This window comes from Marinobacter sp. Arc7-DN-1 (genome assembly GCF_003441595.1).
GTDB lineage: Bacteria > Pseudomonadota > Gammaproteobacteria > Pseudomonadales > Oleiphilaceae > Marinobacter > Marinobacter metalliresistant.
Genome location: NZ_CP031848.1, coordinates 2,957,606 through 2,972,974, shown reverse-complemented (window position 1 = coordinate 2,972,974; position 15,369 = coordinate 2,957,606). Strand labels below are relative to the sequence as shown.

At 59.4% G+C, this 15,369-nt stretch carries 11 protein-coding genes; 1 reads left to right on the top strand and 10 read right to left on the bottom strand.

The genetic code is table 11. From position 1 onward, the window contains the following. Window position 1: 1 nt before the first annotated feature. Genes D0851_RS13950 through D0851_RS13940 form a run of 3 tightly spaced genes read right to left on the bottom strand, consistent with a single transcriptional unit; the run spans window position 2 to window position 3,724 of the window. A complete protein-coding gene (locus D0851_RS13950) occupies window positions 2-1,003 on the bottom strand; it encodes an ornithine carbamoyltransferase (RefSeq protein ID WP_117619185.1) in 1,002 nt (333 codons plus the stop codon). Window positions 1,004-1,021: 18 nt separating this feature from the next. Further along, complete coding sequence (locus D0851_RS13945; protein ID WP_117619184.1) at window positions 1,022-2,251, bottom strand: arginine deiminase; 1,230 nt, start codon at window positions 2,249-2,251, stop codon at window positions 1,022-1,024. Window positions 2,252-2,275: 24 nt separating this feature from the next. Continuing rightward, window positions 2,276-3,724, bottom strand: coding sequence for a YfcC family protein (locus D0851_RS13940; RefSeq protein ID WP_117619183.1), 1,449 nt, complete (start codon window positions 3,722-3,724; stop codon window positions 2,276-2,278). A gap of 464 nt (window positions 3,725-4,188) precedes the next feature. Here D0851_RS13940 and D0851_RS13935 point away from each other — a divergent pair, with 464 nt between their 5' ends. Continuing rightward, window positions 4,189-6,321 (top strand): GGDEF and EAL domain-containing protein, encoded by a 2,133-nt coding sequence (locus D0851_RS13935; RefSeq protein ID WP_117619182.1) that lies wholly within the window; start codon window positions 4,189-4,191, stop codon window positions 6,319-6,321. 12 nt (window positions 6,322-6,333) lie between these two features. Here the strand turns inward: D0851_RS13935 and D0851_RS13930 are convergent, their stop codons facing one another. The 7 genes from D0851_RS13930 to D0851_RS13900 all read right to left on the bottom strand — a co-directional run bounded on the left by D0851_RS13930 (window position 6,334) and on the right by D0851_RS13900 (window position 15,166). After that, the gene (locus D0851_RS13930; RefSeq protein ID WP_117619181.1) at window positions 6,334-6,993 is read right to left on the bottom strand and encodes an energy-coupling factor ABC transporter permease; all 660 of its coding nucleotides are present in this window, start codon (window positions 6,991-6,993) and stop codon (window positions 6,334-6,336) included. Window positions 6,994-7,074: 81 nt separating this feature from the next. After that, window positions 7,075-8,808, bottom strand: coding sequence for a SulP family inorganic anion transporter (locus D0851_RS13925; protein ID WP_117619180.1), 1,734 nt, complete (start codon window positions 8,806-8,808; stop codon window positions 7,075-7,077). 8 nt (window positions 8,809-8,816) lie between these two features. Next, window positions 8,817-9,683 carry an MBL fold metallo-hydrolase gene (locus D0851_RS13920; RefSeq protein WP_117619179.1) on the bottom strand — a complete coding sequence of 289 codons (867 nt, stop codon included), beginning with the start codon at window positions 9,681-9,683 and terminating at the stop codon, window positions 8,817-8,819. A gap of 85 nt (window positions 9,684-9,768) precedes the next feature. Next, on the bottom strand, window positions 9,769-11,283 hold the full coding sequence (locus D0851_RS13915) for a GGDEF domain-containing protein (RefSeq protein WP_117619178.1): 1,515 nt from the start codon (window positions 11,281-11,283) through the stop codon (window positions 9,769-9,771). Window positions 11,284-11,516: 233 nt separating this feature from the next. Next, window positions 11,517-12,299, bottom strand: coding sequence for an SDR family oxidoreductase (locus D0851_RS13910; RefSeq protein ID WP_117619177.1), 783 nt, complete (start codon window positions 12,297-12,299; stop codon window positions 11,517-11,519). Then, window positions 12,286-14,472, bottom strand: a complete 2,187-nt coding sequence (locus D0851_RS13905) for an AMP-binding protein (RefSeq protein ID WP_117619176.1) — start codon at window positions 14,470-14,472, stop codon at window positions 12,286-12,288. Before D0851_RS13905 ends, D0851_RS13910 begins: the two co-directional genes overlap by 14 nt. After that, window positions 14,456-15,166, bottom strand: a complete 711-nt coding sequence (locus tag D0851_RS13900) for a thermostable hemolysin (RefSeq protein WP_205422206.1) — start codon at window positions 15,164-15,166, stop codon at window positions 14,456-14,458. The genes D0851_RS13905 and D0851_RS13900 overlap by 17 nt, the downstream gene beginning before the upstream one ends. Between the last annotated feature and the right edge of the window lie 203 nt (window positions 15,167-15,369).

Genomic DNA, 15,369 nt, shown 5'->3' with positions numbered 1-15,369 from the left:
GTCAGCCTCCCAGGGTCGCCACGAGGACGGCCTTGATGGTATGCATGCGGTTTTCTGCCTGATCGAAGACGACGGACGCCGGGCTTTCAAACACCTCCTCGGTCACTTCCATGGCGTCGATGCCAAATTCGTCCCGCATTTCCTTACCCACCGTGGTCTCGGTGTTATGGAACGCCGGCAGGCAATGCATGAAGCGCACGCGGGGATTGCCGGCTTTCTCCATCAGCGCGGCGTTGACCTGATAGGGCATCAGCAGCTTGATGCGCTCGGCCCACTTCTCCCTGGGTTCCCCCATGGAGACCCAGACATCGGTATAGACGAAGTCGACACCGGCCACGGCCGCGTCTGTGTCATCGGTGATGGTGATCCGGGCGCCGGTTTCGGCCGCGATTGCCTTCGCCTCATCCTGAACGGCCTGTTTCGGCCAGCAGGCTTGCGGGGCGCACAAGCGCACATCCATCCCCATCTTGGCGCCACCGATCAGCAGGCTGTCGCCCATGTTGTTGGCGGCATCGCCGATAAATACATAGGCCACTTCGCGCAGGGGCTTCTCCACATGCTCCTGCATGGTCAGGAAATCCGCCAGTATCTGGGTCGGATGGAACTCGTTGGTCAGCCCGTTGTAGACCGGCACGCCCGCGTATTGCGCCAGCTCTTCCACAATGGTCTGCCCGAAGCCCCGGTACTCGATGGCATCGTAGACCCGGCCCAGCACCCGGGCGGTATCCTTGACCGATTCCTTGTGCCCTATGTGGGTACCGGTCGGCCCCAGGTAGGTCACCCGAGCGCCCTGGTCGAAGGCGGCAACTTCGAACCCGACCCGGGTTCGCGTGGAGTTTTTCTCGAAGATCAGCGCGATGTCCTTGCCCTGCAGCCGTGGCACCTCGGTGCCGGCATACTTGGCGGTTTTCAGATCCGCCGCCAGCTTGAGCAGGAAACTGATTTCGCGCGGGGTGTAATCGCGCAGGGTCAGAAAATGCCGGTTCTTGAGGTTAAAAGCCATTACACGTCTCCTTCGCTGTCAGACAGCATCCCTGATGGTTGGGCAGCTCATGCAGCGGCCACCGCCGCGGCCCCGGCCCAGCTCGGCACCGGGTATTGCCAGGACCTCGATGCCCGCCGCGGACAGGGCGGCATTGGTATCGTCATTTCGGTCATAACCGACAACCACGCCAGGGCTCAGCGCCAGCACGTTGTTACCGTCGTTCCATTGTTCACGCTCCCGCTCTTCCAGACTGTCGCCACCCGTGGGCACAACCTCCAGGGCCGGGTACCCGAGAATCTCCGCAACCACCTCGAACAAGTGTCGCGATTCCTGCCGGAAGGACAGCGTTTTTGCGCCCTCGCCCGGCCTCAGGTCAAAGCAGATCACGGCATCGGCCACCTCCTTGAAGGCAGTGACCACGTTGCCGCCACAAAACGTAAATACGGTATCCAGATGCATCGCTGAACGGGCTTTCGGCAACTGGCAGGCAACAACCCGATCCACCATGCCACCGTCAAACAGTGCTTTTGACAGCTGGCCAATGGCCTGTGGCGAGGACCTCTCGCCCATCCCGACCAACACTGTACGATTGCCCACCGGCATGACGTCCCCGCCCTCCAGAGTGGCCAGGCCATGGTCCGCCAGAGGATCGCCCCAATGCACCTCTACCTTGCCCGCGAACCTTGGATGAAACTTATAGATAGCTGCCATCAGAAGGGTTTCGGGCCGGCGGGCGGACCAGTACATCGGGTTCAGGGTCACGCCACCATAGATCCAGGCACTGTTGTCCCGGGTGAACAGGAAATTGGGCAGCGGAGGCAGCACGAATCCCAGACGTCCGAGATGGTTACCAAAAAGCCCCACCGGATCAAAGGGCAGATCCGCCACCTCCAGGCCGCCAATCAGGAAATCGGCCAGGGCTTTTCCGGGCAGCTCGTCCATCCAGGCCCGCAGGTCCGACACCATGCCGACACCAATGTGGTTCCAGTTGATCCGGTGGTCCAGCACCCAGGCCCGGCCTTCAGCAATATCCAGGGTTTCCGCCAACAGCTCGTTGACATCCAGGACCTCCGCACCCCGGCTCCGGATGACACTGGCAAACACATCGTGGTCTTTCTGTGCCTGCTTTACCCAGAACACATCGTCAAACAGCAGGGCATCGCAGTTCGACGGCGTCAACCGCCGGTGGGCCAGGCCAGGTCGGCAGACAACGACCTGTCGCAGGGTTCCTGTTTCAGAATGCACTCCAAGGCTTGGTTCAGACATGGCGAAACTCCTTTTTCAGAAAATTCACAGCATGGTGCCGATGCTGATTATCACGCTGATAAACACAGTCAGAATGAGCAGCAAGGGCCAGATAAAGGCGATCCAGCGATCGTAGGAGACCCGGCCGATGGCGAGACCGCCAACCACAACCGCGAAGGTGGGATTGATCAGGTTTACCAGACCGTTGGCAGACTGGTAGGCGGTAACCACCAGATCCCGCCCCACATTCGCGAAGTCCGCCAGCGGTGCCAGAATTGGCATGGACAGGACGGCTAGCCCCGAGGACGAAGGCACAAAGAAGCTCATGCCTACCTCGATCCAGAACATGAGGTTGATAAAAGCCAGCTCCGGCAGACCACCCAGCGAGGTTTCCGCGCTGTGCAGAATGGTGTCGGCGATCATGCCCTGCTCCATGATCACCACGATGCCACGGGCAAGGCCGACCACCAGGGCGACACCTAGAAGATCCCGGGCGCCATCCACAAAGCTGCCGGTCAGTTTCTTTTCGCCCAGGCGGGCAATAAGGCCAATCACAATCGCGGCGCCGAAGAACAGGGCCCCCATTCGTGCCATCCACCAACCCTGGGAGGACACGCCCCAGATCATCACCGCAAAGGTCAGCCCGAAGATAATCAGGGAAATGATCTGAATGGTGGTGAGGCTTGCGCTGTGAATCTCTTCATCATGCCCCTGCAGGAACAGCTTACGGTGGGCTGCCCACTGCTTTGACACCACCGAACGTGACGGGTCTGCCTTGACCCGGTGGGCATACCGCATGACATAGGCAATGCAGATCAGCAGGCCACCGATCAGCAGAATGAAACGCAGCACGATGCCGTCGGTAAACGGTATGCCGGCTGCATTGGCGGCGATCACGGTGGCGAAGGGATTGATGGTGGAGCCAAGCACGCCAACCCCGGCACCGACCAGGATAATGGCAACACCGGTCACTGCGTCGTAGCCGGCCGCGAGTATGACGGGAACCAGAATCGCGTAGAAGGCCAGGGTTTCCTCGGCCATCCCGTAGGTGGTGCCACCCAGGGCAAACAGGGTCATCAGGATAGGAATCATCCAGATTTCATGGCCTTCCAGGTGTCGCATGGCGCTGCGAATGCCGGTATCTATGGCACCGGTTGCATTCATCACCCCGAGAAAGCCCCCGAGAAACAGCACGAACAGGGCAACATCAATGGCGTTGGCCGCGTAACTGTCGGGATCGTAGAACCCGGCAGTCGGTGCCAGCATGACATCAACAAAGCCCTGGGGATTGGGATCCACCGTTTGATAGGTGCCAGGCACTGCGACTTCACGGCCGACCTCTTCATTCATCGCCCGTTCATATTGCCCTGCCGGGATGATCCAGGTCAGAGCAGCGACCAGGGCAATCAGACAGAACAGAATGGTGTAAGCTGTGGGGAATCGCGAAGCAAGATCGTTTTCGGTATTTTCGGGCGGCGTTTCGTCTTCAGTCACGATGCGGTCTCCTGTCCTTAATCGCATTGTGCAGACAGGTCCCTTCCAGGAACCTCGGGGGGCTGAACACATCCTCACGTGGCTGCGCGCCACCGGTTCAGGTCTGCATGGCAACAGCATAGTTCATCAAGTCATTTCCGAAGTTGAGGTAGAGCAAGTTTTAACAGCCCCCGAAAAAGCCCCAAAGCCCCGGTGGCCCAGCTGGCGACAGTGAACATCGACAACAATCTGGCAAAAAACTGACACCCATCAATTCCCTTCGACCAACAACCAATAGTTTTCCAGCGCCGTTCCGGTACCCTATCCTGCCCTATTGGACCCGATTGGAGAATCCAGAGCCAAACCTCGACCCGTTGCCTAAACTACAGACGGTGAATGTTTGCTCAGCTGCTACACTTACAAAAGTGTCTCGAAGGCAGAGGAGTTCGCAACATTTACCCGCCGATGATCCGGAACCCGCTCTTATGGCCAGACGCCCGACTGCGACAAAGCCCCTCTCAGACATCGACCCCGGTCGGCTCGCCCTGATTGCCTCGGTAACGCCCAACTTTCTGGTCATGCTGGACAACGCGGGGCGTATCGAGTGGGTCAATCCCAGCTTTGAAAAGCACACGGGTTACCGCCTTCATGAGGTTAAGGGGCGCTTCCCGGGAGACGTGTTGTACGGGCCCGGCACGAACCCGGAGACTGCGAAACGCATCAACCAGAAGCTGCGCCAGGCGGAGGTTATTGAAGAGGATATCCTTCACTACACCAAGGCCGGTTCTCCCTACTGGGTGCATACCTATTGTGTTCCGATCAGTGCCGATCAGGACGTTGGCCAAGGCTTTATCGCTATCCACAACAATATTTCAGACCGCAAACACAGTGAACGCAGTCTGCGCATTGCCGCCAGCGTCTTTGACCACAGCCACGAAGCCATTCTGATTACCGATCAGTCGAACCAGATTCTGGATGTGAATCCCGCGTTTTCCCGGATCACGGGCTACAGCCGCAACGAGGTTCTGGGGCTCAACCCCGCCATTCTCAGTTCCGGGCGCCATTCGGCGGGCTATTACCAGTCCATGTGGCGATCAATCGAGAAAACCGGTCACTGGTGTGGTGAAATCTGGAATCGCCGGAAAAACGGGGAAGAATACATTGAGCTGCTCGCCATCAGCCGCGTACACCTGGACGAACCCGCCCAGCACTACCATGTTGCGGCGTTTTCAGACATTACGGCGATCAAGAACCACGCCAGGGAACTGGTCCGGGCGGCCAACTACGATGACCTGACCGGCTTGCCGAATCGCCAGCTGCTTGAGGAGCGGCTGCGCACCGCCCGGGATCATGCTGACCGGCAAGGCCGCAGCCTGTCGGTATGCTACCTCGATTTGGACGGCTTCAAGGCCATCAATGACCAGCTTGGGCAACGGGCGGGCGATCAGACCTTGCGGACCCTTTCCGAGCGGCTGACACGATCAATGCGCAGTGGCGACACGGTGGCCAGGATCGGTGGCGACGAGTTTGTGCTCCTGCTACAGGGCGACGACAATCACGACGCGGTCTATCAGCGCCTTCTTGCCACCGTTGGCGAACCCGTGCCAGTAGGCGACCAGAGCGTTACCCTGACGGCAAGCCTCGGCATTACCCGCTACCCGGAAGACGGGGCAGACGCCGAAGGTCTGATCCGTCACGCCGACCAGGCCATGTATTCAGCAAAAGAAAAGGGCCGTAACCAGTATCACTTCTTCGACCCCGGCCTGGATGAGCATCGCCGGAACCGTCGCAACCAGCTGATGGAAATCAGCCGGGCGCTCGAAAATGAGGAATTCGAGCTCTTTTTCCAGCCCCAGGTCCGGGTTACCGACTGCCAGTTGCTTGGTTTCGAGGCGCTGATCCGCTGGAACCACCCGGAAAAGGGCCTGGTTTCTCCGGGTGAGTTTCTGCCCGTTGTGGAAAACAGCCACCTGGAGGCTCCCCTGGGCCAGTGGGTGCTGAAAGAGGCCATCCACCGGATGAACGTCTGGAGGGAAGCCGGCGAGAACCTCGCCATCAGTATCAACATCAGCGCACCACACCTGATGGACAGAAGCTTTATCGACTATCTGGAAAGCTACCTTCACAGCCACCCTGATCTCGATCCGGCGCAGATTACCCTGGAAGTACTGGAAACAACGGCCCTTGAGGATACCAAACGGGCCAGCAATGTCCTCACTCGGTGCCGGAAACTCGGCCTGCAGGTGGCCCTGGATGACTTCGGCACGGGATTTTCATCGCTCACCTACCTGCGCACGCTGCCGGTGGACATCATCAAGATTGATCAGAGTTTCGTGCGGAACATGCTTGAGGATGCCAGCGACCACGCCATTGTGGAGAGCGTGATCTTCCTGGCCCAGCGGTTTGCCCACCCGGTACTCGCTGAAGGGGTGGAAACCGCGGAACACGCCCGGGCGCTGCGCCAGATGGGCTGTAACTTTGTTCAGGGTTATGGTATCGCCCGCCCGATGCCCGCAGGGGAGGTTCTGGACTGGGCACGCCAGTGGCAGGAACGGGTGGCGTCTGGCAAACACGGGGATGCGTTCAATCCGGTTCTGGCTTCCGGCGAAGGCCTCTGAGCCGGGATGGGCTTATCGGTAACGCCTCTGATCGAGTGTTGTCAGCCGGTCCGGGTGAAACACCATCAGCCCGGTCACCAGGGTGCCATTCACAAAGCCCTCCGGAATCATGAACAGAGGCAGATAGCGCAGGTATTCATGCACCAGCTCATCAAAGGTATAGACGCCGCTGGTCCATAGCATCAGGCACATGACGGTGCCGGCAGCGGCCACCGAAATGCCCGCGCCGAAAAAGCCGCAGAAAAAGATGTAGGCGAAAAAATTCCGGAAATCCCGCCGACGCTCCCAGAGCATGATCCAGTGACTGACAAGTGCCGGCGCCATCACCGTAACCAGGCCGTTGGCGGCAAACATCAGCAACGGCTCGCGGCCGGTAATCACGGTAATCACCAGGGCCAGCAGCCCCGAAAGAACCGCCAGAGCCCAACCCAGCATCAACGTTAAAGCTGTGATACCGAAAATATGGATGGCCAGGCCCGGAGAAATCCCCGCCCGCAACTGCCAGACAAACCCCAGCACCACGGCTGCCCCGAAAAACGAATGCTGGAGTGCGCTATCCTTTCGGAACGCCTGCCAGTCAATCGAACGCACTGCCCGGACCAGAATGACCAGGAAAAGCAGAAGGGTGGTGATCCACTGGCTGGTCGATAGCAGGTTTTCAGTCATGCCCATAGCGAAAATACCGCAGAAACCAGGTCGGGAATGACATCATAACGGCCGGCCCCACCCCCGGCGCAAGCGGATCCTGATTAATCAGGCGACCTGTTTTTCGAGCTTGCCAGGGTCGGTCAGGCGCTGCCAGGCTTCGTAGGTGCTCAAATACACCTCGCCGCCCAGGTGGGAAAGCAGTTCCGTACCCTTCAGCCTGTCCATCACCGGCCCTTTCACCTCGGAAAGATGCAACCGGACCCCGGCATCCTTCAGGCGCTCGTTGATAGTTTCAAGGCTTTCCAGCGCAGAGGCATCCACCAGGTTGACCGCCGGACACACCAGCACCAGGTCTTTCAGTTCCGGTTCCCGGGTCAACAGATCCATCACGGTTTCCTCGAGGAAACGGGCGTTGGCGAAGTAGAGGCTTTCATCCACTCTCAGGAAGGTGACCTTGGGGCACAGCTCCACGTCGTGGCGGAGCACATTGCGGAAGTGCTCAGTGCCGGGCACCCGGCCAACTACCGCGCTGTGAGGACGGCTGGTACGATACAGGAACAGCCCGATGGACAAGGCCACACCCGCGATGAGGCCCGCCTCCACACTGTGCACCAGTGTCAGCACGATAGTGGCGAGCATGGCACCGAAATCCGTCCGGGAATAACGCCAGGTGCGGCCCAGGGCCGGAAAGTCGATCAGGGTGGCGACGGCAACAATGATGGTTGCCGCCAGAGTCGCCTGGGGCAGATACGCAATCGCCGGCGTCAGGAACAGCGTTGCCAGGGCAATGCCCACCGCCGCATAGGCGCCCGCGGCCGGCGTTTCGGCACCGGCATCAAAGTTGACCACTGAGCGGGAGAAACCGCCGGTTACCGGCATACCGCCGGAAAAGCCGGCGCCCAGGTTGGCGGTACCCAGGCCAATCAGTTCCTGGTCCGGATCGATTCGCTGGCGCCGCTTGGCGGCCAGAGTCTGGCCGACGGATACCGATTCCACGAAACCGACCACGCTGATCAGCAGGGCGCTAACCGCCAGTTGCTGCCACAGCCCCATATCCAGACTGGGCAAAGCCAGCTCCGGCAATCCCCGGGGAACATCGCCCACCAGGCGCACACCCCGGGCATCAAGCTGGAACTGCCAGGCCACCAGGGTGGTGGCCAGAACCGCCAGAATGGGAGCGGTTTTGGTCAGGATATCCGCCCTTCCCGGCGCCAGCCCCACAGCCATCAGAAGCGGCTTCAGGCGCTTGCGTGCCAGCACCAGAAACAGCAGCGCGCCGATGCCAACGGCCAGGGTCGCCGGATTGGTATCGCCGATCGACCGGATCAGGGACTGGCCAATCGCCAACAGGTTGTGGCCGGAGGCCTGAATCCCGAAAATATGCTTGAGCTGGCTGGCCGCAATGACAATACCGGAGGCGGTAATAAAGCCGGAAATGACCGGGTGACTGAGGAAATTGGCGAGGAAGCCAAGCCTGAAAATACCCATTAGGGTCAGCATCAGGCCTGACATGACCGCCAGCAGAATCGCTCCGGAAACGTATTCTGGAGTACCCGCTTCCGCCAGCGGCGCCAGCGCGGCCGCGGTCATCAGGGAAGCCACCGCCACCGGTCCTACGGACAAGGTGCGGCTGGTACCGAACACGGCATAGATCACCAGCGGCAGGATACTGGCGTACAGCCCCACCTGGGCGGGCAGGCCTGCCAGCAAGGCGTAAGCCAGGGACTGGGGAATCAGCATCACGGTCACGATAACCGCGGCCACCAGATCACTGGTGGCCTGATTGCGCCTGTACTGCGGCGCCCAGTCAAGAATGGGCAGATAGCGTTTAAGATTCATCGTGAATCTCAGAACAGGTTAACTGGCACTTTCAGGTAAACCTGCCCATTGTCTTCGGCAGGCGGCATGTGCCCTGCCCGCATATTGACCTGCACCGACGGCAGAATCAGCTGCGGCATATCCAGTGTCGCGTCCCGTTCGGTCCGCATCTTCACAAACTCTTCCTCGGAAACACCCTCATGAACATGAATGTTCGCTTTACGTTGTTCAGCCACAGTGGTCATGTGCTGGTATTCATCACGTCCCGGCGCCTTGTAATCGTGACAGAGGAAGATGCGGGTTTCCGCCGGCAGGGCCAGCACCTTCTGGATGGACCGGTACAGGGTGCGGGCATCTCCCCCGGGAAAATCACAGCGGGCAGTGCCGTAATCCGGCATGAACAGGGTATCCCCGACAAAGGCGGCGTCGCCGATGACATAGGTCAGGCAGGCAGGTGTATGACCAGGCGTATGCAATACCCGCCCTTCAAGGCCGCCAATGGCAAAGGTGTCCCCTTCGCGGAAAAGCTGGTCAAACTGGCTGCCGTCGCGCAGGAATTCAGTACCGGCGTTGAACGCCTTGCCGAAAATCTCCTGAACGTCACGGATGTGCGCGCCAATGCCGGTTTTACCACCCAGCTTCTCGTGCAGGTAGGGCGCGGCAGACAAGTGGTCTGCGTGCACGTGGGTTTCCAGAACCCACTCAACGTTCAGGTCGTTACTGCGAATATACTCAATGATCTGGTCGGCAGACCGAACGTCGGTGGTACCGGCGGCATAATCAAAATCCAGGACAGAATCGAGAATGGCGCAGGCCTGGCTTTCCGGGTCCCGCACTACATAACTGAAGGTGTTGGTGGGTTCATCAAAAAAATGCAGAACGGTCGGGTTGCTCATGACTGTCACCTCTATCGGAGTTGATATCTAGAGATTTAATTCTAAAGATATACTATCTAGTAATATGAGGTGAAATGATCTCTCCTTATATGCGCAATGTCCCTGATGCATCGACAAGGCAGCCCCTGCCCGACTGCTTGGCAAGATACAGCCGGTCATCTGCCCGGGCAATGAGGGCATCCGGGCTCGCCGGGATCTCGGCCAGCTCTTCAATACCAGCCACACCGGCGCTGACCGTGACGGGAACGATCTGGTCATCAAACACAAACGTCTCGTCATACACCGCTTCCAGAATCCGGAGAACGAGCTGACGCACATCGTTGACTTCAACAGCGTTGAAGACAACGATGAACTCCTCCCCTCCAAAGCGGGCCACAACATCCATGGACCGGGTCTGCTGGTTCAGGATCTCGGCAAACCGCTGGAGGATATAGTCTCCCCCCAGATGTCCGACGGAATCGTTTATCCGCTTGAAATGGTCAATATCGAACATTGCCAGGGCAAACCCCTCACCACGCCGGTTACTCCGGCTCAGCATCTCGTTCAACCTTGGCATCAGGTAGCGACGGTTGTGCAGCCCGGTAAGAGGGTCCCGGATTGACTGATTCAGCAACTCCTCTTCCAGGCGGTGACGTTCCAGCGCCCCCGACAGCAGCCCGGAAACGATGATAAGCAGATCAGCCTGATCCTGGCGCCATTCACGACGCCGTAATGAGTCCACGCCAAAGAAACCGGTGACCCGGCCACGGACCCGGATGGGCATACAGAACATGGAAGAAACACCCTGCGCCTGAAGCAGTGCACGTTCCGGCGCGGCTTCGTGCGGAAGACTGTCTACATCTTCAATGAAAACCGCCCGATTGCCGGCCACCATGCCGTCGATTTTTTCCTGCCACCAGTAAAAGTCCTCAATCGAAACCTCCTGCTGGGAGTCGATCAGCGCCTGAACGCCATCACGACACCATTCATGGGTGTTGGTCATGAGCGCATAGTTGTCTGAGAACCGGTACAAGTAAGCCCGGTCTACGTCGAAGAATTCACCGATCGACCTGAGCAGTTCGTCAATGCACTCATCAATGGTGCCAAAACCAAGGTTGATAAACTCGGTGGACAGACGGGCAATCAGTTTCTGAAAGCCCGCCTGGAAGGAAAACTCGGACTCGCTTTCCCGGAGGCTACGCTCCAGGTTTTTGTAATGCTGAATGTTGTGAAACTGACCGTACCAGACAGTACTGCCGTCAGGCTGGCGTTCCGGTGCCGAATACGCCTCGAACCATTCGTATTCCCCATGACTGAGCCTCAGGCGGGCGCAATAACACCAGGGCTCCAGTTTGAGTGCCGATTCCTGAATGCTTGCCATGACGGCGGAGGCGTCGTCCGGATGAATCACAGAGAACACGGCATCGGCGTTTTCATTGAGTACCGAAGGATCGATACCAAAAAGCGTCTGCACCTGATTGCTGACAAAAGGGTAGTGGTGGGACTGTCCGTCAGCACTCAGCCAGTAGGTAAAGAGCACACCAGGAACGCCCGAAGCCAGCTTCTGAAAAAACCGGGCAGACATGGGGAATTTCTGCCCGTTATTGGACCTGGTTGCCATGGACAATACGTCTCCCTGACAGAGGCTTTGCCCCTTCTCATAAAAGAGTGTAGTTCACCATGACAGGGGCAGCGAACCCATGGGAGTCTGATACCGTCCGGATTAATGGCCAGTGCTCTCTGCAGGTAGTTCCGGGCTTTGTCGTCGTCACCGAATCCCAGTGGCCAACCGGGTACCCGATAGTAGAGACTGCCGAGGGAGGAGCACCCAGGCCATCATCAGAACCATCCACTTCATGACAATACCCCTGAATTGAGAAAACGCCGGATGATCGGCAGTTGCTTGAGCATGGCTTTATCGACGAGGCGCGGGAGCACTCCGTTGATGACCACGAACAGTTTCTCCGGCCAGCCAAGGAACCGGCGGCGGTCATCATTCACCATGGCTTCCAGAATCTGGGATGCCACCGCCTCCGGTGTGTCGACGCTGTTGCCGAGGGCCCGGTTAAGCTCATTCACTTCTTCCGGATTCATTTCCGTGGCGGTGGCCCGGGGCGCCACGTAAACCACCTGAACGGCGGTATCCGCCAATTCCCGGCGCAGTGCCTCGGTGAAACCGCGAAGGCCGAATTTTGTGGCGCAGTAGGCGGTATAGCCGGGGAAACCGATGCTGCCGAAGGTGGACCCCACAAACACCAGAGCACCGCTCCCGGACTTCTCGAATCTGGGTGCAAAATGCCTGGCCACCAGCATGGCAGAGCGAAGGTTCACGGTGAGCTGGGTGTCCAGTTCACCAACGGCCATGGCCGGGAGCCCGGCGAAGCGATTCTGGCCGGCACAGTGGATCACCCCGTCAATATCCGGATAGGCTTCACTCAAGCGCAGCAACTGCTGGTCGAGATCGGCGGCAGCCAGATCCAGGTGCACCACGGACACCCCTTCCCGGTGTCCGATCTTTTCCGGATGCCGGGAAGCAACAATCACTCTCGCTCCGGCGCGCACCAGCGGATCCACCAGCGCCTTGCCAATACCACCGGTGCCACCGAGCAGGAGGAATACCCGGTCATGCAGCCTCATGATTCTGCCCCTTTCGGCTGGCCGGCAGCGGTATACTGTGCAACATGTCGCCATAGAGCCTGTACACCACCCGGGCGGCATCAATAATGGCCTGCTGGTCGTCCGGGTCTGTGACGTCATTCATCAGGTTGCGGAAAAACTCAAAGTGTTCCTGGTCCAGGGCACCATGGGAATACAGGTAGCTGAATGCCTCATCAGCAAGGCCCAAAAGCTTCTGGATCTGCTCACCCAGTGGTGTCGCCAGTTCGATGGAAGTGCCTTCAAGCACCTGAACCATCCCGAAGAACACCGCAGGGTTGCCCCGGTTAATCTGGTCGTACAGATACGAAACCATGAGCTCGATGGACAGGTCCGGCTTGCCGTTGCGAACCTGTTCCTTGTCGGCACCGCAGGCTTCCAGATCATTCAGGATCCACTCGTGGTGGCCATATTCCTCGTCGATGTATTCAACCAGCGCCTTGCGGACGAACTCCATCCGTTCGGGCAATCGGGCACCGCAGGCCATCATCAGAGGGACCGTGTGCTTGACGTGGTGGTAGGCCTGGGTCAGAAACCAGGTGTAGGCCTCAAGACTGAAACGCCCCTCGGCAATCGCCTTGACCACAGGCGCGCCGGTGACGTGCACCCGGGCCCCTGCTGTTTCCTGCTGCAATCTGTCAAAAAATGCCATGTGAGATTCTCCTGGCGTGTTGGATGAGGCTGAACAAGCAACCGTTACGTTCATGAAAATCTGAAAACTGTCGGAAATCAGCGTCGGCAGGTCGGCCTGGATTCTGTGGCGTACCGGCCTGCCGTTTGTGGTCAGATGGCCGCTAGCCTGTGTCAGGAGCTGCCGGCGAATGTAGAGTGCTTCCAGCCGGGCATAGTCCGGCAAGCCGGCATTGAGCGCAGTCAGCGCTGAACGCAACTGCTCCGGCGAGCGGCCATCCCGGATAACCACCAGCGCGCCCGGGTTCGGATCGCCGTCTCCAAATACCACCGCCTGCTGGGCACCGAGGGCCTGGATCAGTTCGCTCTCCAGCCATTCGGGGCTGATGTTGCGGCCGAAACTGGTAATCAGAAGATTCTTGGCACGGCCATTCACCATCAGAAATCCGTCAGGACTGAGGCGCCCCAGATCCCCGGTATCCAGCCACTCGTCACCTTCGGGTTCATCGCCCAGATAGCCCAGGTGGGTATTGCCACGGACCAGAATGTGGTGGTCCGAATCCACCATCACTTCAACGTGGGGAAGCGGCTTGCCAACGGTGCCTTCGCATTCATCACCGGGTACGTTGAGGGCAACCACAGAACTGCATTCCGACAGGCCATAGCCCTCGTAGAGGGGCAGTCCGACGGCACGGCCACGGGCCAGCAACTCCGGAGACACCCGGCCACCGCCAACGGCGAGAAACCGGAACCACCGGTTGTCCAGCTGTCCCTGTTCGGCGGCCGCCACCAGCGCCATGGCCAGCTCCGGCACCAGAATCAGTGACTGCGGCTTGCTCTGGTTGATGCCCGCCACCAGCCGACCAAGGTCCAGACCGCTGCTGCCGGTCATCCCCAGGCTCAGCAGGGGTTCCACGGTGACGGTGGCGCCCATCAGCAGGGGCAGGTACACACCCGCAATATTCTCCAGCAGCGTGGCCAGTGGCAGGATGCACAGGTGCTGTTGCAGCTGTACGCCTGCCAGTCGGTCTTTCAGGGCCAGCGTGGTTGACGTCATCTGTGCTGAGGACAGGCACACACCTTTGGGCGTGCCAGTGCTGCCGGAGGTGAACGTAATCTTGGCGGTGGTTTCCGGCATCCAGGCCCCGGCTGCGGTCACCGGCAGGTGCTGGAGCCAGACACCATGGCCCAGATGCTCACTGCCGGTACCCTGCTCACCGGACAGCAGGCAGTCGAGGCCCGCCCGTTCGATCAGGTGCGACGCCTGGAATTTCGAGAAAAAAACCGGCACCGGGACGCACACGACCTCTGCCAGCAGGCAGGCAAGATCGGCCAGAATCCAGGCCAGGGAATTGTCCCCGCACAGGCCAACACGGTTTACTCCCAACAGCCGCAACTGATCGGCCAGAGCTTCGGCCGCCTGCATCATCTGGCTATAACTGATTGCCGAATCCAGCCCCTGCAGGGCAGTGCGTGAGGGGTGAGCCAGTGCCTGGCGCTGGAGCAATTCAGGCAAGGCGGCCATAAGCACCCTCCTGAGCCGCGCCTCCGGCATCAATGACCGGAGCAACCGGCTGAGTTACCCGTAAAAGGCCCGCCTGGCGAAGGGCGGCAAGCCCGTCCGAGACCCTGATAGCCATCACCACCGGGTGGTGATCGTAGTACCGGCCCCAACCGGCGCCGCCGCCCGGAAGCCGGGCAGGGTCCGCATCACCCAGAACCTGCGTGGCGATCCCCAGGCGATGGAAGCTATTGCGGAGCTGGTCAGTGCCGGTGCACACCACCCAGTCGTAACCGGCGCCATCCAGCCAGACCGACAGAGAGGCAAACAGAAAACGGCTGACACCGGCCTCGACACCGGCCAGGTGGGCAATCTCGGCGATCCTGTGGCGCTCGATACCCGGAACCGGCATCATCGTTTCCACCGGAACCGACAGATAATCCTCCAGAAACAGCTTCTCCAGCGCCGCATTGCGCACACCCACTGCCGCCAGCAAGGTTCCCTGAGCCGTCGTCAGGGCTAGAAGAGCCGGCAGGCGTAGACAAGGTTCGGCGCCATAAGCATGAAGAAAGCGGCGGCGTATAAAACCCGCGACTGTCTCAGCCATCGGGGTATCCGGGCGGATTTCGTTAAACCAGCGACCGGCACAACGGATGACAGGCACCACGTCCCCGGAATCCGGTGGGCAACAGGTCGACATTGTCAGCGGGTCTGTCATGGGTATTCTCCGGTCACACGGCCTTGTGGCCCCTTCCATCACGACCGCCAGATTAGAAAGGCAGCCTTAAACGGGCCTTAAGACATCACCGCAAAAACCTTAAGACCGCCTTAAGGTTTTGCCGGGAGGTTTTTCAGGTTTGTTTAAGAATGGCTGTGTAAAGTGACGGGCCATTATCCGGATTCCCCCCGGATGGGCTCGGG